This window comes from Pseudomonas sp. R4-84 (assembly GCF_054130985.1).
Window position 1 is genome coordinate 5,618,315 of sequence record NZ_CP096390.1, and the last position, 21,535, is coordinate 5,639,849.

Consider the following 21,535-nt stretch of genomic DNA (forward strand, 5'->3'; position numbering starts at 1 on the left):
AGCCCCATGGCCGTCAAGAAACGAGGTCTCGGACGTGGACTGGATGCGCTGCTCAGCGGTCCGACTGTCAGTTCGCTGGAAGAGCAGGCCGTGCAGGCCGATCACCGTGAATTGCAGCATTTGCCCCTGGACCTGATCCAGCGTGGCAAATACCAGCCGCGCCGGGACATGGATCCGCAGGCGCTGGAGGAACTGGCCCAGTCGATCAAGACGCAGGGGGTGATGCAACCGATCGTGGTGCGGCCGATTGCCGATGGGCGTTTCGAGATCATCGCTGGCGAGCGCCGCTGGCGCGCCAGCCAGCAGGCCGGACAGGAAACCATTCCGGCGATGGTCCGCGATGTGCCGGACGAAACTGCAATCGCCATGGCGCTGATCGAGAACATCCAGCGCGAAGATCTCAACCCTATCGAAGAAGCCGTGGCCCTGCAGCGCTTGCAGCAGGAATTCCAGCTGACCCAGCAACAAGTCGCCGAAGCGGTGGGCAAGTCTCGCGTGACAGTGGCGAACCTGCTGCGGTTGATCGCGTTGCCAGAGGTCATCAAGACCATGTTGTCCCACGGCGACCTGGAAATGGGACATGCCCGGGCATTGCTCGGTTTGCCGGAGAATCAACAGGTTGAAGGGGCGCGACATGTTGTCGCACGCGGCCTCACCGTGCGCCAAACCGAGGCACTGGTTCGTCAATGGCTGAGCGGTAAACCTGCGCCTGTCGAAGCACCAAAACCCGATCCGGATATCGCTCGTCTTGAGCAGCGCCTGGCCGAGCGCCTGGGCTCTGCCGTGCAGATTCGCCATGGAAAGAAGGGCAAGGGTCAGCTGGTGATCGGTTATAACTCCCTCGATGAGCTGCAAGGTGTTCTTGCGCACATTCGCTGAAACAATTGCCCTTGTAGCGCGCAGTCGGAAATCACTACCTGAAGGTTGAATAGGGGCAGAACCGCCCCTATACTCTGCGCGCATTTTGTCGGCACAAATTATGCCAAGTTGTTGAATTCAGGCAGCCGACCATTGGAGAGCAAAAGCGATGGAAACACGCACGCCAAACCGCTTGCCGTTCCATCGTCTGGCAGTTTTCCCGGTGTTGATGGCCCAGTTCGTCGTTGTATTGATCGCCGCGTTGGCGCTTTGGCAATGGAAGGGAGTCGTCGCCGGATACTCGGGTCTTTGCGGAGGCCTGATAGCCTTGCTTCCCAATATTTACTTCGCTCACAGGGCATTTCGGTTTTCCGGCGCCCGAGCAGCCCAGGCTATCGTCCGGTCTTTTTATGCCGGCGAGGCGGGGAAACTGATTTTGACGGCAGTGCTGTTTGCGCTGACGTTCGCAGGTGTGAAGCCACTGGCGCCGCTGGCTGTATTCGGCGTGTTCCTGCTGACCCAGATGGTCAGTTGGTTCGCTCCCCTGCTAATGAGAACAAGACTTTCGAGACCTTAGGGCGTTTGAGGCAACCATGGCAGAAACAACCGCTTCGGGCTATATCCAGCACCACTTGCAGAACCTGACCTTCGGGCAGCTACCTAACGGCAGCTGGGGCTTTGCTCACACCGCAGCAGAAGCCAAGGAAATGGGCTTCTGGGCTTTCCACGTCGATACCCTCGGCTGGTCGGTCGCGTTGGGTCTGATCTTCGTTTTCCTTTTCCGCATGGCGGCGAAAAAAGCGACTTCCGGTCAGCCAGGTGCACTGCAGAACTTCGTTGAAGTATTGGTCGAATTCGTCGATGGCAGCGTGAAAGACAGCTTCCATGGCCGTAGCCCGGTGATCGCACCGCTGGCACTGACCATCTTCGTCTGGGTGTTCCTGATGAACGCCATCGACCTGGTACCGGTCGACTGGATTCCTCAGCTGGCCATCCTGATCTCCGGCGATGCCCATATCCCGTTCCGCGCCGTGTCGACCACCGACCCGAACGCGACCCTGGGCATGGCGTTCTCGGTTTTCGCACTGATCATTTTCTACAGCATCAAGGTCAAGGGCATCGGCGGCTTCATCGGCGAACTGACCCTGCACCCGTTCGGCAGCAAGAACATCCTTGTTCAGGCCCTGCTGATTCCGGTGAACTTCCTCCTGGAATTCGTGACCCTGATCGCCAAGCCAATCTCTCTGGCCCTGCGTCTGTTCGGCAACATGTATGCCGGCGAGCTGGTGTTCATCCTGATCGCTGTGATGTTCGGCAGCGGCCTGCTCTGGCTCAGCGGCCTGGGCGTGGTGCTGCAATGGGCGTGGGCTGTGTTCCACATCCTGATCATCACCTTGCAGGCGTTCATCTTCATGATGCTGACCATCGTCTACCTGTCGATGGCGCACGAAGAAAACCATTAAGGCCAGTCTCGACTAGTCTGATGTCCTTCCCGGTCAAACGGGAAGGGGCCCGAACGGGCTCGATGAAACGATTTGTTTTACCGCTTTAATCTAAAAAACCTAAACCATACGACGTAAAAGTCGGGAGGAAAGATGGAAACTGTAGTTGGTCTAACCGCTATCGCTGTTGCACTGTTGATCGGCCTGGGCGCACTGGGTACCGCAATTGGTTTCGGCCTGTTGGGCGGCAAGTTCCTGGAAGGCGCTGCGCGTCAGCCAGAAATGGTTCCAATGCTGCAAGTCAAAATGTTCATCGTTGCCGGTCTGCTCGACGCCGTAACCATGATCGGTGTTGGTATCGCGCTGTTCTTCACCTTTGCGAACCCGTTCGTTGGTCAGATCGCTGGCTGATTACTCGGATTTTCCGGGTAATTTGGTGTGATGGACAACGTAACTGCGAGGTGTTGGCGTGAACATTAATGCGACCCTGATTGGCCAGTCCGTTGCGTTCCTGATTTTTGTACTGTTCTGCATGAAGTTCGTATGGCCTCCGGTCATTGCGGCATTGCACGAACGTCAAAAGAAGATCGCTGATGGTCTGGACGCTGCCAGCCGAGCAGCTCGCGACCTGGAGTTGGCCCATGAGAAAGTGGGTCAGCAACTGCGCGAAGCGAAAGCTCAGGCAGCTGAAATCATCGAGCAAGCCAAGAAGCGCGGTACGCAGATTGTCGACGAAGCCCGTGAACAGGCTCGCGTCGAAGCTGACCGTGTGAAGGCTCAGGCTCAAGCCGAGATCGAACAGGAACTCAACAGTGTCAAAGACGCGCTGCGCGCCCAAGTGGGTAGCCTGGCCGTTGGCGGTGCTTCGAAGATCCTGGGTGCCACAATCGATCAAAACGCGCACGCAGAGCTGGTAAACAAACTGGCTGCTGAAATCTAAGCGAGGGCGATCATGGCAGAACTGACCACGTTGGCCCGACCTTACGCTAAGGCGGCCTTCGAGCACGCTCAGGCCCACCAGCAACTGGCCAATTGGTCAGCCATGCTCGGCCTGGCAGCAGCGGTGTCGCAAGACGACACCATGCAGCGCGTGCTCAAGGCCCCGCGACTGACGAGCGCAGAAAAGGCCGCCACGTTCATTGACGTGTGCGGCGACAAGTTCGATGCCAAGGCACAGAATTTCATCCACGTCGTTGCCGAAAACGACCGTCTCCCGCTTCTGCCGGAGATCGCCGCACTGTTCGACCTGTACAAGGCCGAGCAGGAGAAATCGGTAGACGTGGAAGTGACCAGTGCTTTTGCATTGAACCAAGAACAGCAAGACAAACTCGCCAAGGTTCTCAGTGCACGACTCAACCGGGAAGTGCGCCTGCAAGTCGAGGAAGACAAGTCCCTGATAGGGGGCGTTGTAATCCGCGCCGGCGACCTGGTTATCGATGGCTCGATTCGCGGCAAAATCGCGAAACTTGCCGAAGCATTGAAATCTTGAGTTTGAAGGGGCAGCAGAGCAATGCAGCAACTCAATCCTTCCGAAATAAGTGAAATTATCAAGGGCCGCATCGAAAAGCTCGATGTGACCTCCCAAGCCCGTAACGAAGGCACTGTCGTCAGCGTATCTGACGGCATCGTGCGGATTCACGGTCTGGCCGACGTCATGTACGGCGAGATGATCGAGTTTCCGGGCGGCGTCTACGGTATGGCCCTCAACCTGGAGCAAGACTCTGTAGGTGCCGTGGTACTGGGCGCGTACACGACTCTGGCTGAAGGCATGAGCGCCAAGTGCACCGGCCGCATCCTCGAGGTTCCTGTCGGTAAGGAACTGCTGGGTCGCGTTGTCGACGCACTGGGTAACCCTGTCGACGGCAAAGGTCCGCTGAACAACACCGAGACCGACGCGGTCGAGAAAGTTGCTCCTGGCGTGATCTGGCGTAAGTCGGTAGACCAGCCTGTACAGACTGGCTACAAGGCTGTCGATGCCATGATCCCTGTCGGCCGTGGCCAGCGTGAGCTGATCATCGGTGACCGTCAGATCGGTAAGACCGCTCTGGCGATCGACGCGATCATCAACCAGAAAAACAGCGGCATCTTCTGCGTCTACGTAGCAATCGGTCAGAAGCAATCGACCATCGCCAACGTGGTTCGCAAACTGGAAGAAAACGGTGCACTGGCCAACACCATCATCGTTGCCGCCAGCGCCTCCGAATCGGCTGCCCTTCAGTTCCTGGCACCGTACTCCGGTTGCACCATGGGCGAATACTTCCGCGACCGCGGTGAAGACGCGCTGATCGTTTATGACGATCTGTCCAAGCAAGCAGTGGCCTACCGCCAGATTTCCCTGCTGCTGCGCCGTCCACCAGGCCGTGAAGCCTACCCAGGCGACGTGTTCTATCTCCACTCCCGTCTGCTGGAGCGCGCATCCCGCGTTTCGGAAGAGTACGTAGAGAAGTTCACCAACGGCGCAGTGACTGGCAAGACCGGTTCCCTGACCGCGCTGCCGATCATCGAAACCCAGGCTGGCGACGTTTCCGCGTTCGTTCCGACCAACGTGATTTCCATCACCGACGGTCAGATCTTCCTGGAATCGGCCATGTTCAACTCGGGCATCCGTCCTGCTGTGAACGCCGGTGTTTCGGTATCCCGTGTGGGTGGTGCCGCTCAGACCAAGATCATCAAGAAGCTGTCCGGTGGTATCCGTACCGCCCTGGCCCAGTACCGTGAACTGGCGGCATTCGCCCAGTTCGCTTCTGACCTGGACGAAGCGACCCGTAAGCAACTTGAGCATGGTCAGCGCGTTACCGAGCTGATGAAGCAGAAGCAATACGCACCGATGTCGATCGCTGACATGGCGCTGTCGCTGTATGCCGCTGAGCGTGGGTTCCTGACTGACATTGAAATCGCCAAGATCGGCAGCTTCGAACAAGCGCTGATTGCTTTCTTCAACCGCGATCACGCCGATTTGATGGCCAAGATCAACGTGAAGGGTGACTTCAATGACGAAATCGACGCTGGCCTCAAAGCCGGCATCGAGAAGTTCAAGGCCACCCAAACCTGGTAAGCCGCAGCGGGAGCCGCAAGGCTCCCGCTTGCTAACCTGATAGGTGTTACATGGCAGGCGCAAAAGAGATTCGCAGTAAGATTGCGAGCATCAAAAGCACGCAAAAGATTACCAGCGCCATGGAAAAAGTGGCGGTCAGCAAAATGCGCAAGGCACAAATGCGCATGGCTGCTAGCCGTCCTTATGCGGAGCGCATCCGCCAGGTGATTGGTCATCTGGCCAACGCCAACCCGGAATACCGTCACCCGTTCATGATCGAACGCGCCATCAAGCGCGTCGGTTACGTTGTGGTGAGCAGTGACCGTGGTCTGTGCGGTGGCTTGAACACCAACCTGTTCAAGGCCCTGGTCAAGGACATGGCGGTAAACCGCGAACAAGGCGTCGAGATCGATCTGTGCGTGGTCGGTAGCAAGGGTGCGGCTTTCTTCCGCAACTTCGGCGGTAACGTCGTCGCTGCTATCAGCCACCTGGGTGAAGAACCGTCGATCAATGATTTGATCGGCAGCGTCAAGGTGATGCTGGATGCTTACCTGGAAGGCCGGATCGACCGCCTGTCCGTGGTATCCAACAAGTTCATCAACACCATGACGCAACAGCCGACCGTGGAGCAGTTGATTCCACTGGTGGCGACCCCGGAACAGGAACTCAAGCACCACTGGGACTATCTCTACGAACCGGATGCCAAGGAGCTGCTCGACGGCTTGATGGTCCGCTACGTGGAGTCGCAGGTCTATCAGGCGGTGGTCGAGAACAACGCAGCTGAACAAGCGGCGCGGATGATCGCGATGAAGAACGCTACCGACAACGCCGGTGATTTGATCAGCGATTTGCAGCTGATCTACAACAAGGCGCGTCAGGCTGCGATCACCCAAGAGATCTCGGAAATCGTCGGCGGCGCTGCCGCGGTTTAACGGTTCAAATATTCAGAGGATCCAGCTATGAGTAGCGGACGTATCGTTCAAATCATCGGCGCCGTTATCGACGTGGAATTCCCACGCGACAGCGTACCGAGCATCTACGACGCCTTGAAGGTTCAAGGCGCCGAAACCACCCTGGAAGTTCAGCAGCAGCTGGGCGACGGCGTGGTTCGTACCATTGCGATGGGCTCCACCGAAGGCTTGAAGCGCGGTCTGGACGTCAACAATACTGGCGCAGCCATCTCCGTACCGGTCGGTAAAGCGACTCTGGGCCGGATCATGGACGTACTGGGCAACCCGATCGACGAAGCTGGCCCGATCGACACCGAAGAGCGTTGGGGCATTCACCGTCCTGCGCCATCCTTCGCTGAACAGGCCGGTGGCAACGAGCTGCTGGAAACAGGCATCAAGGTTATCGACCTGGTCTGCCCGTTCGCCAAGGGCGGTAAAGTCGGTCTGTTCGGTGGTGCCGGTGTGGGCAAGACCGTAAACATGATGGAACTGATCCGTAACATCGCCATCGAGCACAGCGGTTATTCCGTGTTCGCCGGTGTGGGTGAGCGTACTCGTGAGGGTAACGACTTCTACCACGAGATGAAGGATTCCAACGTTCTGGACAAAGTGGCGCTGGTCTACGGCCAGATGAACGAGCCGCCGGGAAACCGTCTGCGCGTAGCCCTGACCGGCCTGACCATGGCCGAGAAGTTCCGTGACGAAGGTAACGACGTTCTGCTGTTCGTCGACAACATCTACCGTTACACCCTGGCCGGTACCGAAGTATCCGCACTGCTGGGCCGTATGCCTTCGGCAGTAGGTTACCAGCCGACCCTGGCTGAAGAGATGGGCGTGCTGCAAGAGCGCATCACTTCGACCAAGCAAGGTTCGATCACCTCGATCCAAGCGGTATACGTACCAGCGGACGACTTGACCGACCCGTCGCCAGCGACCACCTTCGCCCACTTGGACGCCACCGTCGTTCTGTCCCGTGACATCGCTTCCCTGGGTATCTACCCAGCGGTAGACCCACTGGACTCGACTTCGCGCCAGCTGGACCCGAACGTGATCGGCCAGGAGCACTACGACACCGCTCGCGGCGTTCAGTACGTGCTGCAGCGTTACAAAGAGCTGAAGGACATCATCGCGATCCTGGGTATGGACGAACTGTCGGAAACCGACAAGCAGTTGGTATCCCGCGCTCGTAAGATCCAGCGCTTCTTGTCGCAACCGTTCTTCGTGGCTGAAGTCTTCACCGGTGCATCGGGTAAATACGTTTCCCTGAAAGACACCATTGCTGGCTTCAAAGGCATCCTCAACGGTGACTACGACCACCTGCCAGAACAAGCGTTCTACATGGTCGGCGGCATCGAAGAAGCGATCGAGAAAGCCAAGAAACTGTAATCCCGGCGCCCGGCAACGGGCGCTAATTTAGGTTGAGGCAATCAGATGGCTATGACAGTCCATTGCGATATCGTCAGTGCGGAAGGGGAAATCTTCTCCGGTCTGGTCGAGTTTGTGGTTGCGCACGGTGAGCTGGGTGATCTGGGTATCACCATGGGTCACGCACCGTTGATCACCAGCTTGAAGCCAGGTCCGATTACTCTGACCAAGCAGGGCGGGGACAAGGAGGTGTTCTACATCTCCGGTGGTTTCCTCGAGGTTCAGCCGAACATGGTCAAGGTCCTTGCCGACACCGTGCAACGTGCTGCCGACCTGGACGAAGCCTCCGCTCAGGAAGCCGTCAAGGCTGCCGAGAAGGCCCTGAACGAAAAAGGCGCAGACTTCGACTACGGTTCTGCTGCTGCACGTCTGGCCGAGGCCGCAGCCCAGCTGCGTACCGTCCAGCAGATCCGCAAGAAGTTCGGCGGCTAAGCCGTCAGCTTTCTGTGCGATTGATAAAAAAGGGTAGCCTCGGCTACCCTTTTTTCTTTTCCCGACACTCATCATCTGGTCGCAGCCGCTGACCACCCAGGATTGGTAGCCAGTCATGTCTCTCGAAATCGTTATCCTCGCGGCCGGTCAAGGCACCCGCATGCGTTCGGCGCTGCCCAAGGTCTTGCACCCGGTCGCCGGCAATTCCATGTTGGGCCATGTTATCCACAGCGCCCGACAGCTTGATCCACAGCGCATTCACGTGGTGATCGGTCACGGTGCCGACGCGGTGCGTGAGCGCCTGGCGGCGGATGACCTGAATTTCGTCTTGCAGGACAAACAACTGGGTACCGGCCACGCCGTGGCTCAGGCTGTGCCATTCATTACTGCCGATACGGTGTTGATTCTCTACGGCGATGTGCCGCTGATTGAAGTCGACACGTTGCAACGTCTGCTCAAGCACGTCGCGCCACAACAACTGGGCCTGTTGACCGTCGAGCTGGATGATCCGACCGGCTACGGCCGCATTGTGCGCAATGCCGACGGCCAGGTGACAGCGATCGTCGAGCAAAAAGACGCCAACGAAGCCCAGCGCGCGATTACCGAGGGCAACACCGGGATTCTTGCCGTGCCCGCCGAGCGCCTGGGCGACTGGATGAGTCGTCTGTCGAACAACAATGCCCAGGGCGAGTACTACCTGACCGACGTGATTGCCATGGCCGTAGCCGATGGCCTGGTCGTCGCCACCGAACAGCCCTTGGACGCGATGGAAGTGCAGGGCGCCAACGATCGCCGGCAACTGGCCGAGCTGGAGCGCCACTATCAATTGCGCGCCGCCCGCCGCCTGATGGCCCAAGGCGTGACCCTGCGCGATCCGGCTCGTTTTGACGTACGCGGTGAAGTCAGCGTGGGGCGCGACGTGGTCATCGATATCAATGTCATCCTCGAAGGCAAGGTCATCATTGAAGATGACGTGGTCATCGGCCCGAACTGCGTGATCAAGGACAGCACCCTGCGCAAGGGTGTGGTGATCAAGGCGAACAGTCACCTCGAAGGCGCGGTGATGGGGGAAGGCTCCGACGCGGGTCCGTTTGCCCGCCTGCGCCCGGGCACTGTGCTGGAAGCCCGTGCCCATGTGGGTAACTTCGTTGAACTGAAGAATGCCCACATGGGCGAGGGCGCGAAGGCGGGCCACCTGACCTACTTGGGGGACGCTGAAGTCGGCGCCCGCACCAACATTGGCGCCGGTACCATTACGTGCAACTACGATGGTGCCAACAAATGGAAAACCGTGCTGGGCGAAGACGTCTTCATTGGCTCCAACAATTCACTGGTGGCGCCTGTGGATATCTCCAGTGGAGCGACCACGGCTGCTGGTTCGACCGTTACCCAGAATGTGGATAACGGCCAATTGGCCGTGGCACGCGCCCGCCAGCGCAACATCGACGGCTGGAAGCGTCCGGTAAAGATCAAGAAGCCCTGAAGTTATCCACACACGCTCCTTGTTGGGAGCGAGCTTGCTCGCGATAGCGGTTTGTCAGATAGAACGCTCTAACTGACCACCGCTATCGCGAGTGAGCTCCCGCATTCGATTTCTGAATTTTTCTCTTGGCGCCTTGACGATATCGCTGCAATAGGTTTTGATTGCTTACGTTATCTTTCGAATCGAAACTTAGGCCGCCATGTCCAAGCGCAACACACCACAACGTCGCCACAATATCCTCGTCCTGCTTCAAGAGCAGGGCGAGGTCAGCGTGGACGAATTGGCCAAGCGCTTCGAAACCTCCGAAGTTACGATTCGCAAGGACCTCGCCGCCCTGGAGACCAATGGTTTGCTGTTGCGTCGTTACGGTGGCGCGGTACCAATGCCTCAGGAGCTGGTGGCGGATAACGCCCAGAGTGTCTCCAAGTTCAAACACGCCATTGCCGGGGCCGCCGTGAAGCGGATCCGCGAGCATGCGCGCATCATCATCGACAGCGGCAGCACCACGGCGGCCATGATTCCTCAACTCGGTAATCAGCCGGGGCTGGTGGTGATGACCAATTCCCTGCACGTCGCCAGCGCCTTGAGCGAGCTGGAGCACGAGCCGGTGCTGTTGATGACCGGTGGCACCTGGGACCCGCATTCGGAATCCTTCCAGGGCCAGGTCGCCGAGCAAGTGCTGCGTTCCTACGACTTCGACCAGTTGTTCATCGGTGCCGACGGCATCGACCTGGCGCGCGGCACCACCACTTTCAACGAACTGCTGGGCCTGAGCCGTGTGATGGCTGAGGTTGCACGCGAAGTGATCGTGATGGTGGAGGCCGATAAGATCGGCCGCAAGATACCCAACCTGGAACTGCCGTGGAGCAGCGTCCATACCCTCATTACCGATGATCGCCTGCCCGTGGAGGCACGCGACCAGATTCAGGCCCGCGGCATCAATCTGATCTGCGCACCTGTCAGCCAGGAGAAATAACATGTGTGGAATTGTCGGCGCCGTTGCTGAGCGCAACATCACGGCCATCCTGCTTGAAGGCCTCAAGCGTCTTGAATACCGCGGCTACGACAGTGCCGGCGTGGCGGTATTCACCCAAGACGCAAAACTTGAGCGTGTGCGGCGCCCGGGAAAAGTCAGCGAGTTGGAACGGGCACTGGACGCTGAGCCGCTGATCGGTCGCCTGGGTATCGCCCATACCCGCTGGGCCACCCATGGCGCACCGTGCGAGCGTAACGCCCACCCACATTTCTCCGGCGACCTGGCGGTGGTGCACAACGGCATCATCGAGAACTACGAGGCCTTGCGCGAACAACTCAAGGCACTCGGCTATGTGTTCACCTCGGACACCGACACCGAAGTCATCGCCCATTTGCTCACCCACAAGCTCAAGGACCTGGTGGACCTGACCGTAGCGCTCAAGGCCACGGTCAAGGAACTCCATGGCGCTTATGGCCTGGCGGTGATCAACGCCAAACAACCGGATCGCCTCGTGGCGGCCCGCAGTGGCAGCCCATTGGTGATCGGCCTGGGCCTGGGGGAGAACTTCCTGGCTTCCGATCAACTGGCGCTGCGCCAGGTCACCGATCGCTTCATGTACCTGGAAGAAGGCGATATCGCCGAGATCCGCCGCGACAGCGTGCAGATCTGGGACCTTGACGGCAAGGAAGTCGAGCGCGAGGTGGTGCAATACCGCGACGGCGCCGAAGCCGCCGACAAAGGCGAGTTCCGGCATTACATGCTCAAGGAAATCCATGAACAACCGGCCGTGGTGCAGCGCACCCTCGAAGGCCGTCTGAGCCAGGATCAAGTGCTGGTGCAGGCCTTCGGTCCGCAAGCCGCCGAGCTGTTCGCCAAGGTGCGCAATGTGCAGATTGTCGCCTGCGGCACCAGCTATCACGCCGGCATGGTCGCGCGTTACTGGCTCGAAGAGCTGGCCGGTATCCCCTGCCAGGTCGAAGTCGCCAGCGAGTTCCGCTATCGCAAAGTTGTCGTGCAGCCCGACACCCTGTTCGTGACCATTTCCCAGTCTGGCGAAACCGCGGATACCCTGGCTGCCCTGCGCAACGCCAAGGAGTTGGGCTTCCTCGCCAGCCTGGCGATCTGCAACGTCGGCATCAGCTCGCTGGTGCGCGAGTCTGATCTGACCCTGCTGACCCAGGCCGGTCGGGAAATCGGCGTGGCGTCGACCAAGGCATTCACCACGCAGTTGGTGGGCCTGCTGTTGCTGACGCTGTCCCTGGGCCAGGTGCGCGGCACGCTGGGCGAGGGCGTCGAAGCCAAGCTTGTCGAGGAACTGCGTCGCTTGCCGGCTCGCCTGGGTGAAGCCTTGGCGATGGACAGCACCGTGGAAAAAATCGCCGAGCTGTTCGCCGAGAAGAACCACACCTTGTTCCTGGGTCGTGGTGCGCAATTCCCGGTGGCAATGGAAGGCGCCCTGAAGCTCAAGGAAATTTCCTATATTCACGCCGAGGCGTATCCGGCCGGTGAACTCAAGCACGGCCCGTTGGCCCTGGTGGATAACGACATGCCGGTGGTCACCGTGGCGCCGAACAACGAGCTGCTGGAAAAGCTCAAGTCGAACCTGCAGGAAGTACGCGCCCGTGGCGGCCAATTGGTGGTCTTCGCCGATGAGAAGGCTGGCATGACCAACGGCGAAGGTACCCATGTGGTACACATGCCGCACATCCACGACATCCTGTCGCCGATCCTCTACACCATCCCGCTGCAATTGCTGTCGTACTACGTGGCGGTGCTCAAGGGCACCGACGTGGACCAGCCGCGGAATTTGGCGAAGTCTGTGACGGTGGAGTGAGTTTCAGGCGGGCTGCTGGGCTCAATTCAGCCTGGCTCACGGGAAAACCAAACTGCTGAAAAGCGATTACGAGTTTTTGAGGCGCTTTATCGATGCCACCAAAGCGAATCTGTTCTTCGCTCGCGGCGTTGCGATCGTGGAAGGGCCAGCAGAAGCGCTGCTGCTGCCCGCTCTGGCTGCAGCTTCAGGATACTCGTTCAACGAACACGGCATTTCTTGCGTTAACGTCGGCGGAGTTGGGCTTTATCACTACGCGCGAATCTTGCAGCCGATTGATGGCTCGGCGATTCCCATTCCCGTCGCCTGCATCACGGATCGTGACATCGTTCCCAATGAGGCCACCTACATATCTCTTCCCAAGAACAACCGTAAACGATTCGAAAAAGACTACACGCCAGAGGAAGTCGAGGCACTGGTCAAAACGAAGGTCGATCGCGCCCAGGGTGGTAGCACAATTGTTTGCGTCTCCAACAACTGGACGCTGGAATTCGATCTCGCCCTTCATGGATGTGCCCAGTTGATGCATGACGCAATTCACCTGGCGAAGAAGGCAGACTCGAGGGGGGAACGGCTGACGGAGGACGATGAGAAGAAGACGATCGTCGAGGCAGGCGAGCGTTGGAAAGAACTCTCGAACGCTGGACACTCGCCAGTGGAACTGGCGTCACTCATCTACCAGCCGCTCGTTGAAAAAGAGGCATCAAAAGCGATCACTGCCCAATACGCTGCTCACCTGATTTCAACAGGAGACTATGGGAAAGGCGATGAGCTGTTCAACAAGCTGCCGCCTTATCTACAGCAGGCTTTACGGCATCTGACTGGCAGGGCTGAGCCATGACAGTCCCTGTGATCAATGATGCCGATCTTGCGGCTCTACGCGAACTGACACCCGACTTGAACTTCGATGATCAAGAGCGGCGTGCCGTATTGCTGGAGAACCTGTCTCGTGACATCAACGCCGCGCCAGGCAGTGGCAAGACCACGGTGCTAGCCGCGAAGCTCCTGATGCTGAGCCGCAGATGGACCTCAAGCCGCGCAGGCGTTTGTGTACTCAGTCATACCAATGTCGCCCGTGATGAGATTCAACATCGGTTAGGTACAAGCCATGACGGGAGTCGCCTGCTCACGCATCCCCACTTCATCGGGACGATTCACGCCATGGTGAATCAGTTTCTGGCTCTGCCCTACCTGCGAAGCAATGGGATGACTGTCGATGTGATCGACAACGATATCTTTGCTCGCCGGGCATTGGCGCTAGCCCAAGCTAACTTTGGCTTGAAGCTTTACATGCAAAAGAATGCGAGCGTCGCGCCCATGCTAGAGGGGCTGGTCTACAAAGGTGCCTCTCTGGACCTCGCCAGCGAGTTTGGCTCGCTTCCTAAACCAGGCGCGAAAACCCTTCCAGCAATCGTCGGTATCAAAGAAAAACTCGCCGCTGAAGGGGTTTTCCAGCACGCGGACATGTTCGCGTACGCAGAACGTTTGTTGACCCTTTTCCGTAAGGTTCGCACCCAGCTATCCCGACGGTTCCCTATCGTCTTCATCGACGAAATGCAGGACACGTCATGGGGGCAAGAGCGTTTGTTGCAACTGATGTTCGATGAGACCGTCACCGTTCAGCGCTTCGGCGACATCAACCAGCGAATCCTTGCAAGCTCGGAAGGCGCGGAAAACCTGACTTTCCCCCGAGGCGACGTACTTCCGATCTCCTCTAGCAAGCGCTTCGGGCCCCACATCGCTAAGTCTGTGTCTAGAACACAGCTGGCAGGTACTGCTGTAACTGGAGAGGCCCAAGACCGACATCCGTCCATGCTGATCGTCTACAGCACAGGGCGAGTACAGGATGTGATTTCGACGTTTGGGGGCCAAGTACTAGACCGATTCAGCGATACCGATCTGACCAGTGGAAAAGTCAAAGCCCTTTGCGCTCGCAAACAGGGCGATGCCCAAACACAGTTAGCAGGCCGTACCCTCCTGGACTACTGGCCAGCCTCGGGTGGCGACCAATCCCCCGGACTCAAGCTTGTGCGATTCTGGGCGCTTCTCGGGGGGCCCAAGCCTGCCGTAAACGCATCGTTTTCATCACGATTTGAGGAGATCCGCAGAGCGCTGTTTCTGGTACTGCGCGCTGCCAAGGCAGAGATTGTCGAAGGCTTGAAAACCGATCATCAGTTAATTCGAAAGCTGCGTGATGCTGATGAAGATGTTTCAGCCTTCCGGCTACTGATTCGTGATCTGTGCATGAAAAATGTGAGCGACATGGATGAAGCTAGGCGTATCCGTATCGTGAATTTTTTATACGTGAAGCTGCGCCCGTTGCTCCCAAATCACATGACGCCACAGATATTCGCCGCGCTCCCGGTTTTTGAGCGGCCAGAGGCTATGGCTATTCACGGAGCCCGCCGGTCCATGTGCTCTATCGAAAAAAATGGTCGCAGCTTAGATATCCATATCGGTACCCTCGCCTCGATGAAAGGCGAAACGCATCTGGCAACCCTCGTCATGGAGTCTCTAGGCCATCCAAGTCGTCGCTTCGACCTACAGCTGGCATTACCCATCATTGCTGGGATTGGCACTTGCTCCGGGAAAATGCCTGAGACTCAGCTTTCTCAGTTTCGAAACCTGTATGTCGGCATGTCGCGACCTACCAGCTTTCTGTGCTTGGCAGTCAATGCAGAACGGGTTTCAGAAGAGTGTAAAACGGCATTGACCGATCAAGGGTGGACCATTACCCATTTGCTGTAGCAGGCCACGCGGGTTGTTCATGGCACCTCCTGATTGGCCTTAGTTTAAGGCATGGAGGTGTCTACGAAACCCGGAGCGATTCACTTACACCGTACAGGCCGGTACGTTCAAGAGTTTAGCTGTACGATGGGCGAATGCCACATACCGGTCTAACTTCGGTCGAGGGATCGATGAGAATCGTCTCGTTTTCTCTTACACCGTGCCATTGATGTAAAACGAAGGTCTTTAAAGCCGCCCGCTTGGGCGGCTTTCAGAGCCGACGGGGCCTTCACGGATTTTCAAGCACAGCGGCGACTGGTGAGTAACATAGCTGTTGATCCCGATTTCTGGCGCTGCATTGTGAGCACTGATCCAGTTCCTTATAAATACACTATGTGCAACCTAAGCATCGTTCCCGTCCTGAGCCATCACATGAGTCACAGTGACAGGCTTCCCCTGCTTCACCAGTTCCATTACATTCTTTACACTTAACCTCTTCCGATCCTCCGCAAGTTAGGCAATCGTCCTCTGACAAATAGCCTGTTCCACAGCATGGATCACAAAATACGGTTCCTTGGCCACCACAATAGCCACATGAATCTGCACCGACAGCCCCCTCGCCATCGCAGTTATCACATTCCCGTATCTTGTCAGCAAATGGATCATACGAGTAACCACTACCGTGACATTCAGTACATCTTACGTCATCTCGACCGCCATGACAGGTTGTGCAATTGGCATAACCATTTATACAGTGCGGGCACTCTATGTAAGTTAGCTCCTCGTCACTCTCCGTTGGGCAATAATGCTCAATGAGAGCTTGATACATGCCTTTCTTCCAATGGTTTACAAATGGAGCGGTGGCTTCACCTACCTCTAAAATTGTTTCTTTAATTATTTGATCGGATATCCCCTTGTCGCGCATACTACGCATTTGTGCCAGTATCGTTAGCGCGCTCTTGCCTGCTATAGATCTATACCGGCCAGCGATATTGAAGTCTCTAAAATGTTTGGCTGCTCTCAACTTATCTACAGCGTCCCAACTAGCTGGCGGCGCTACTTTGAAATCAAAAACGCCAGGCTTTTCATGGTCACCTGGTCTAAAACTCGCAAATATCCATTGGTCGTTAAAAAAGCAATTCTTGTCGGTGTATGGATGAATGATCTGATCTTCCGCCTCCACCGCGTAATCAGTAGACTTTGAATCCATATTGCAATCCCTGCACGAGGGAACTAAATTGCTTGGTAGAACTGCAAACTGTGGGAAATTGAATTTTGGCAAAAAGTGATCTAAGTTTTTGGGTCTGCCTAGACCTCCACAGAAAGGGCAGTCATCAAGAGCTACGGCTAGGAGATATTCGTATATTTCCCTAGCTGGCTTAGTTTCTGGAACTAAGTACTGGTCATATACTTTAATCAGATCGGATTTCTTGAGTACCCCAATGACTACTGGGTCCGGGTCTGCTGTCAGATCGAGCGGTGCAATCTTATATAAGATGCCGTTCCGTGATGCTAGCTCGTACTCTTTGGCTGCAGTCAAAAGTTTTGTTTTGGCTGATTCTACTCCAGATTTTAATACTGCATTTCCAGTTACGCCCTCAATGCAACGGTCAATTACATTTTCAGCGCTATACATAGCGCAATTAAGGCGCATCATAAGCATTCTCCTGATCTCTTGTTTCTACTAAAGATCTAAGCAATGCTCTCCCCTCCAAACCTAGCTGGCCGTTATAATCCCTGATTATTTCTTCATAGCTTTTTCCGCTCCTGACAGACGCAGCTAACAAATCGTGAAACCCAGAGCGCTCGACTTCTAAGTTGAAAACCTCACTAGTTAGGGTGCCGACATTCTCACCAAATGTTTCAATTTTTGGTCGGCAGGTTACAGAAGCTTTACCTACCCTATTTATTATCCATGCACAGGACTTGGGTATTTCTTGTAAGACGACTGGAGAATGGGTAGCAATAATTGCAACACCATTTCTATCGTGAAGAAGGTCCGCCAAAGCCCGAACGAATGCTGATAGTAAAGGTGGATGAAGATGGCTCTCTGGCTCATCTAAAAGGACCAGTGTTTTCTCTTCAACCAAAGCTACTAGACGGGTCACAGTCAACAGGACAATAGAATGTCCAGAACTCATTTTTGCCAGATATGGTAAGGCTTTATTTTTATAAATATCGTAAAAATCATCCGAGTCTGATTGGCTTGTGTTATTTAACTCTGCTTTGATAGCCCGATACACAGACTCTAACTGATGAAGACCCATTCTAGAGAAATTTTCATCGGAACCAAGTTTCTCAATAGCTTGAAGCCAGCGCTCCACCTTCCCGGGAACCCCAAAGCATGCAACCAATGATTTTATACAGTCTTCACGAAGCTCTTGCGCAGTTTTAAGATCATCGCCGCCTCCTGATTTTTTTAGGCCTACGTAAAAATAACATGTCCCTTTTGCAGGGTCCGGTTGGTCGGCAGGCGGAGTGAATGGGTCGAACGCGCTGAATGAAACAGATACTAAACTGCTAAAATAGTCTGAGGCGATTGGGCCACCAGCTTTATCCAAAAAATAATTTCGATTGTTTTTATCAGTTACTGACTCAATCATTCCATTGAGTAAAGTTGTCTTGCCCACGCCATTTCGGCCAATTATAGCGTGTACGTTTGTCGCGGGCTTGACGTTAACAGAAACGTCAAAAGACATTGCTATACTACCTAGCTCTGGATCTTCTGGTCTCTTGTACTGAAAAGAGTACTCGGTTAGTTCTGTCTTATTCCATAGAATTCGCGAAAACTGGCCTTTTACCATTGAGAGGCTATGATATCGCAACAGTGATGTACTAAAGACATCTTCGTCAGTTATTTCATTGATAATACTTGGTTGTGCTACTATATCGCGCAGGGCCACCAATATGGTGCTTCTTGTTTGTCGATCAAGTTCAGCCATATTTTTATAGAAGCTTGCACTATTTCCTAAGGAAAAGTATTTTGCGTCCAGTTCGGTAAAGCTTTTATCTAATGTGGAGAACGTAGAGATGCTAGTGGTTTGCCCCTTGAATGCAATCTTAATGCTACCAATTACTAAGTAGTTTCCATGGGTGTCATGCAGCGACATATCAAACATGGTCACATAAGAATAATCATTCCAATTATCTTTTCTAAGGTAGACTGTGCTGCGACCCACCTGAGGCGGCGCTGCATCAACGGGCAATACTTTAAACTCCATTTACAATACTCACTGGTAGAAATTAATTATGTTTATCGTAAATCTAGTTTCAGATCCCACACCTGTACCAGCAGATGGCTTGGTATCAGAAATTGACGGATGCTACTAGACGTCTTGTTAAATGACAGATCAGGCACCCGGGGACAATCCCTTCCAGCGCTGAAGCCATAAATCGAAGTCAAAATCATCCCTATAGCCAACGATCGCAGTCGCAGTTTCCACGACAAGTCGATCAAGATCATTAAGAACATCGCCACCAGTTAGAACACCAACAATGGTCCCTCCTGTTCCAGGGCCGCTTGGCTCGTGCTTAGCCCAGTGGAACTTATATCGCTCTCGAACGTACTCACGGAAATAGGCATTAGCTCCATTTGAACCAAAATGCTTGTGTGAATAAAACTCTGCTAGTCTCAGCCAAATGAATTCATAGAAGTCCACTAGATCATAAGAGGCCTTCCTCATCTCGATAGTTACACCTGTGTCCCAACCTAATTGTGCGCTTGCATATGCCAGCGTCTTAATACTTGGCAGAGCATCAAAGAGGCGTAGATCGCTAGGGTCATCGAACGTCCTTCTTATATAGTCATCTGGAGGCGAGTCCTTGATTTCGGCTGGAATTTGACTTTCTGCAAGTTGGTCCTTTCGCCTGTGTAGCAATACTGCGACCAAAGCAAAAAAAGCCGCCAAAGCAGCTGATCCTGTCGCAAAGGAGTAGTCTTTAACCGATATAAAATACCAAAGCGCCCCCGTCGCAAAAATCCCGGAGACCCACCAAGTTATTTGAATAAGCCAGTCAGGTACAGTGCGATTCATTATGCCTCACAGATACTGTCGAGAAAAAGATAAACGTCCTTTAAGCAAGCTTTTCGATTCGTTCGTGAGTTTGCCAAAAATATTTGGCAGTCTGCTTTAAAATACCAATAAGCCTGATATGATAGATTTATTCCCACTCTATCTAAAGACTTTCGAAATTTGGAACATACTTGCCTAACCGGACTGTCAGATCTGTGTTGAGTATGGATAAAACAGATGCTAGATACGTGGGCACCCATGAAGAATTTTTTGCTCTTCGAAACGCGACGAAAAAGTGCATGAAGGTCATTTGCGTCTAGTGGAATGTCATCCATGGCTAACTCCGGCACGCCTTCTTGTGATAGCCAAACGCTACCTTTCATCCTCGAAGCTGTCTAGCTGCTGTGTCAAAAAAGTATTGAAATCACCGCAAGGGATAGCGAAGTATGGCTGTAGGTACTGAATCCTAAAGCTGGTGTTCTGCCTCGGGAATAAGCTACTCAATTTAGGTGACGTACTGGGCGCTCGCCACAAGAGAGGGCATCATCGTCGTCTCCGGCCATGCTTCAGAAAGCTTCACCATTCGATTTGAAGAACCGAGCGTTTCTCCACTCCTGGACGTAGAGATTAACGTCTGTGTCGCATGCCCGCGTGCCATGGGCTCTGTTTCCACCGGGTTTAGTTTTGAAGTTTGTCTCGCCACGCCGCCTGAGCGGATTTGCCCTCAGACAAAAAATAAATTCAGTTCCTGCGGGTGAGGAGGTGGCCGCCTCTCGCCGGCAGGAACATCTGCCAGGCTTGAAAGGCCTGCGGATAGGCTTCTCAGTTTTTGGCCACTCCACCTGCACGAGGCTGTCAGCTATCTAGGGAAGATACCATCATAAAAATTTTGGATTTTTTAACCTGCACAATTCGGCTCCTTTTCGTCTGATCCTGAGTTGTGACAACCTTTATTCTTTAAAAAACGATCCGATTTTTTGTAAAAGCCAGATTTGTGACAACCTTTTCCATCATCTGATGCTTCGGAATTTTTCCAGAGGTCGCGAGTTTCAAGGTGCGTTGTGACAACCTTTATTCTTTTGACACAGCTCAATCGAGCTCAGCAGCTTCGCGGGTGGATGTCACAAACACAATAATGGTTTCGATACCTCAAATGGACCGAAGGTTGACCCGTTTGGAAAGCTCCTCCGCCGACTCCTTGCGCTCGGAGTAGCGGTCAACCAAATAGTCCTGGCGATCGCGCAGCAGCAGCGTGAACTTCATCAGTTCTTCCATCACATCGACCAACCGATCATAGAAGGACGAGGGCTTCATACGCCCGGCATCGTCGAATTCCAGGAAGGCTTTGGGTACCGAAGACTGGTTAGGGATAGTGAACATGCGCATCCAGCGGCCTAACACTCGCAACTGATTCACTACGTTGAAGGACTGCGAACCGCCACAGACCTGTAGCACCGCCAGGGTCTTGCCTTGGGTTGGGCGCACGGACCCCATCGCCAGTGGTACCCAGTCGATCTGTGCCTTGAAAACGGCGCTCATCGAGCCGTGGCGCTCAGGCGAACACCACACCTGGCCTTCGGACCATTGCATCAGCTTGCGAAGCTCAAGCACCTTTTCATGTGAGTCGGGAGCGTCATCCGGCAACGGCAGCCCGGACGGATCGAAAATGCGGACCTCGGCGCCGAGTTCCTCCAACAGGAGGGCTGCTTCCTGGACAAGAAGACGACTGAATGAGCGCTGACGGGTTGATCCATACAGTAGGAGCATGCGCGGTTTGTGGGTGGAAGGATCCTTGGGCTCCAGCCGCTCAAGCGACGGGAGATCAATCAGCTCTGATTGAATATTCGGCAGGTTGTCGTTCATTTCAGTCTCCATGATCCAAGGATTAGAGCGAGCCGATGCGGGCTAGCTCTCCTTTCAATTCATCCGGGCTCATTTGTTGCAAAGGCAGCGCAAAGAAAGCGCGTACCCGTTCATCAATTTTCGCCACAGTGTTTTGGAAGGCTTCCTCGATCTGCGCCTCGCTCCCCGTTGCCGCAGAGGGATCGGCCAGGCCCCAATGGGCTTTGAGTGACGGGCCGAAGAAGATCGGGCAGGCCTCGCCGGCTGCGCGATCGCACACGGTAATGACGATATCGGGGGGGGCGCTTTCGAAGGCATCCGACGCCTTGCTCGAAAGACCGACAGTGGGAATACCGGCGGCTTGCAGTGTCTTCAGTGCCCGTTCATTGACCTTGCCGCTGGGAAAGCTGCCTGAACTGACAGCCTCCATACCGGAGGGTGCCAAGTGATTGAACAACGCCTCGGACAAAATGCTGCGGCAGCTGTTGTGGGTGCACATGAACAAGACTTTCATCAACTATC

Annotated in this window: 20 protein-coding genes and 1 pseudogene; 16 read left to right on the forward strand and 5 right to left on the reverse strand. The window is 55.0% G+C overall.

Going from position 1 to position 21,535, the window contains the following annotated elements; translation table 11 throughout:
* Positions 1–6 precede the first annotated feature (6 nt).
* From M1D68_RS25355 to M1D68_RS25430, 16 genes and pseudogenes are all read left to right on the forward strand, one after another.
* Positions 7–879 (forward strand): ParB/RepB/Spo0J family partition protein, encoded by an 873-nt coding sequence (locus M1D68_RS25355; RefSeq protein WP_420766052.1) that lies wholly within the window; start codon positions 7–9, stop codon positions 877–879.
* Between the two features lie 148 nt (positions 880–1,027).
* Positions 1,028–1,435 carry a F0F1 ATP synthase subunit I gene (locus tag M1D68_RS25360; RefSeq protein WP_039593179.1) on the forward strand — a complete coding sequence of 136 codons (408 nt, stop codon included), beginning with the start codon at positions 1,028–1,030 and terminating at the stop codon, positions 1,433–1,435.
* A gap of 16 nt (positions 1,436–1,451) precedes the next feature.
* On the forward strand, positions 1,452–2,321 hold the full coding sequence (atpB, locus tag M1D68_RS25365) for a F0F1 ATP synthase subunit A (RefSeq protein WP_305497744.1): 870 nt from the start codon (positions 1,452–1,454) through the stop codon (positions 2,319–2,321).
* Positions 2,322–2,453: 132 nt separating this feature from the next.
* A complete protein-coding gene (gene atpE, locus M1D68_RS25370) occupies positions 2,454–2,711 on the forward strand; it encodes a F0F1 ATP synthase subunit C (RefSeq protein WP_003097235.1) in 258 nt (85 codons plus the stop codon).
* 58 nt (positions 2,712–2,769) lie between these two features.
* Positions 2,770–3,240, forward strand: a complete 471-nt coding sequence (locus M1D68_RS25375; RefSeq protein ID WP_457968849.1) for a F0F1 ATP synthase subunit B — start codon at positions 2,770–2,772, stop codon at positions 3,238–3,240.
* Positions 3,241–3,252: 12 nt separating this feature from the next.
* Positions 3,253–3,789 carry a F0F1 ATP synthase subunit delta gene (locus tag M1D68_RS25380; protein WP_003187192.1) on the forward strand — a complete coding sequence of 179 codons (537 nt, stop codon included), beginning with the start codon at positions 3,253–3,255 and terminating at the stop codon, positions 3,787–3,789.
* 21 nt (positions 3,790–3,810) lie between these two features.
* Entirely contained in the window at positions 3,811–5,355 is a 1,545-nt protein-coding gene (gene atpA / locus M1D68_RS25385) for a F0F1 ATP synthase subunit alpha (protein WP_024777788.1), read from the forward strand.
* Positions 5,356–5,405: 50 nt separating this feature from the next.
* Positions 5,406–6,266, forward strand: coding sequence for a F0F1 ATP synthase subunit gamma (atpG, locus tag M1D68_RS25390; protein ID WP_072397487.1), 861 nt, complete (start codon positions 5,406–5,408; stop codon positions 6,264–6,266).
* A gap of 27 nt (positions 6,267–6,293) precedes the next feature.
* Positions 6,294–7,670: a F0F1 ATP synthase subunit beta gene (gene atpD, locus M1D68_RS25395; RefSeq protein ID WP_039593181.1), complete on the forward strand. Its 1,377-nt coding sequence runs from the start codon at positions 6,294–6,296 to the stop codon at positions 7,668–7,670.
* A 45-nt stretch (positions 7,671–7,715) separates the two neighbouring features.
* Positions 7,716–8,141, forward strand: a complete 426-nt coding sequence (locus tag M1D68_RS25400; protein WP_420766053.1) for a F0F1 ATP synthase subunit epsilon — start codon at positions 7,716–7,718, stop codon at positions 8,139–8,141.
* A 115-nt stretch (positions 8,142–8,256) separates the two neighbouring features.
* Positions 8,257–9,624 (forward strand): bifunctional UDP-N-acetylglucosamine diphosphorylase/glucosamine-1-phosphate N-acetyltransferase GlmU, encoded by a 1,368-nt coding sequence (glmU, locus tag M1D68_RS25405; protein WP_434649521.1) that lies wholly within the window; start codon positions 8,257–8,259, stop codon positions 9,622–9,624.
* Positions 9,625–9,823: 199 nt separating this feature from the next.
* Entirely contained in the window at positions 9,824–10,600 is a 777-nt protein-coding gene (locus tag M1D68_RS25410; RefSeq protein WP_420766055.1) for a DeoR/GlpR family DNA-binding transcription regulator, read from the forward strand.
* A gap of 1 nt (position 10,601) precedes the next feature.
* The gene (gene glmS / locus M1D68_RS25415) at positions 10,602–12,434 is read left to right on the forward strand and encodes a glutamine--fructose-6-phosphate transaminase (isomerizing) (protein WP_434561494.1); all 1,833 of its coding nucleotides are present in this window, start codon (positions 10,602–10,604) and stop codon (positions 12,432–12,434) included.
* Between the two features lie 76 nt (positions 12,435–12,510).
* Positions 12,511–13,272 (forward strand): TOPRIM nucleotidyl transferase/hydrolase domain-containing protein, encoded by a 762-nt coding sequence (locus M1D68_RS25420; protein WP_457968852.1) that lies wholly within the window; start codon positions 12,511–12,513, stop codon positions 13,270–13,272.
* Positions 13,269–15,179: a UvrD-helicase domain-containing protein gene (locus M1D68_RS25425; protein ID WP_457968854.1), complete on the forward strand. Its 1,911-nt coding sequence runs from the start codon at positions 13,269–13,271 to the stop codon at positions 15,177–15,179. Before M1D68_RS25420 ends, M1D68_RS25425 begins: the two co-directional genes overlap by 4 nt.
* Before the next feature lie 139 nt (positions 15,180–15,318).
* Positions 15,319–15,393 (forward strand): annotated as a pseudogene (locus tag M1D68_RS25430) (hypothetical protein); the annotation flags it as partial.
* A 156-nt stretch (positions 15,394–15,549) separates the two neighbouring features.
* Here the strand turns inward: M1D68_RS25430 and M1D68_RS25435 are convergent.
* The 5 genes from M1D68_RS25435 to M1D68_RS25455 form a co-directional block, all read right to left on the reverse strand.
* Positions 15,550–16,815: a hypothetical protein gene (locus M1D68_RS25435; RefSeq protein WP_457968856.1), complete on the reverse strand. Its 1,266-nt coding sequence runs from the start codon at positions 16,813–16,815 to the stop codon at positions 15,550–15,552.
* A complete protein-coding gene (locus M1D68_RS25440; protein WP_457968857.1) occupies positions 16,802–18,379 on the reverse strand; it encodes an AAA family ATPase in 1,578 nt (525 codons plus the stop codon). Before M1D68_RS25440 ends, M1D68_RS25435 begins: the two co-directional genes overlap by 14 nt.
* A gap of 129 nt (positions 18,380–18,508) precedes the next feature.
* Complete coding sequence (locus M1D68_RS25445; RefSeq protein WP_032904880.1) at positions 18,509–19,192, reverse strand: hypothetical protein; 684 nt, start codon at positions 19,190–19,192, stop codon at positions 18,509–18,511.
* A gap of 1,128 nt (positions 19,193–20,320) precedes the next feature.
* Complete coding sequence (gene arsH, locus M1D68_RS25450; protein WP_457968859.1) at positions 20,321–21,034, reverse strand: arsenical resistance protein ArsH; 714 nt, start codon at positions 21,032–21,034, stop codon at positions 20,321–20,323.
* A gap of 22 nt (positions 21,035–21,056) precedes the next feature.
* Positions 21,057–21,527 (reverse strand): arsenate reductase ArsC, encoded by a 471-nt coding sequence (locus tag M1D68_RS25455; RefSeq protein ID WP_434649570.1) that lies wholly within the window; start codon positions 21,525–21,527, stop codon positions 21,057–21,059.
* Positions 21,528–21,535: the final 8 nt, after the last annotated feature.

Coding starts and splice junctions, on each gene's coding strand:
- M1D68_RS25355 (WP_420766052.1), top strand. CDS start 7: ATGGCCGTCAAGAAACGAGGTCTCGGACGTGGACTGGATGCGCTGCTC.
- M1D68_RS25360 (WP_039593179.1), top strand. CDS start 1,028: ATGGAAACACGCACGCCAAACCGCTTGCCGTTCCATCGTCTGGCAGTT.
- atpB (WP_305497744.1), top strand. CDS start 1,452: ATGGCAGAAACAACCGCTTCGGGCTATATCCAGCACCACTTGCAGAAC.
- atpE (WP_003097235.1), top strand. CDS start 2,454: ATGGAAACTGTAGTTGGTCTAACCGCTATCGCTGTTGCACTGTTGATC.
- M1D68_RS25380 (WP_003187192.1), top strand. CDS start 3,253: ATGGCAGAACTGACCACGTTGGCCCGACCTTACGCTAAGGCGGCCTTC.
- atpA (WP_024777788.1), top strand. CDS start 3,811: ATGCAGCAACTCAATCCTTCCGAAATAAGTGAAATTATCAAGGGCCGC.
- atpG (WP_072397487.1), top strand. CDS start 5,406: ATGGCAGGCGCAAAAGAGATTCGCAGTAAGATTGCGAGCATCAAAAGC.
- atpD (WP_039593181.1), top strand. CDS start 6,294: ATGAGTAGCGGACGTATCGTTCAAATCATCGGCGCCGTTATCGACGTG.
- M1D68_RS25400 (WP_420766053.1), top strand. CDS start 7,716: ATGGCTATGACAGTCCATTGCGATATCGTCAGTGCGGAAGGGGAAATC.
- glmU (WP_434649521.1), top strand. CDS start 8,257: ATGTCTCTCGAAATCGTTATCCTCGCGGCCGGTCAAGGCACCCGCATG.
- M1D68_RS25410 (WP_420766055.1), top strand. CDS start 9,824: ATGTCCAAGCGCAACACACCACAACGTCGCCACAATATCCTCGTCCTG.
- glmS (WP_434561494.1), top strand. CDS start 10,602: ATGTGTGGAATTGTCGGCGCCGTTGCTGAGCGCAACATCACGGCCATC.
- M1D68_RS25425 (WP_457968854.1), top strand. CDS start 13,269: ATGACAGTCCCTGTGATCAATGATGCCGATCTTGCGGCTCTACGCGAA.
- M1D68_RS25435 (WP_457968856.1), bottom strand. CDS start 16,815: ATGATGCGCCTTAATTGCGCTATGTATAGCGCTGAAAATGTAATTGAC.
- M1D68_RS25440 (WP_457968857.1), bottom strand. CDS start 18,379: ATGGAGTTTAAAGTATTGCCCGTTGATGCAGCGCCGCCTCAGGTGGGT.
- M1D68_RS25445 (WP_032904880.1), bottom strand. CDS start 19,192: ATGAATCGCACTGTACCTGACTGGCTTATTCAAATAACTTGGTGGGTC.
- arsH (WP_457968859.1), bottom strand. CDS start 21,034: ATGAACGACAACCTGCCGAATATTCAATCAGAGCTGATTGATCTCCCG.
- M1D68_RS25455 (WP_434649570.1), bottom strand. CDS start 21,527: ATGAAAGTCTTGTTCATGTGCACCCACAACAGCTGCCGCAGCATTTTG.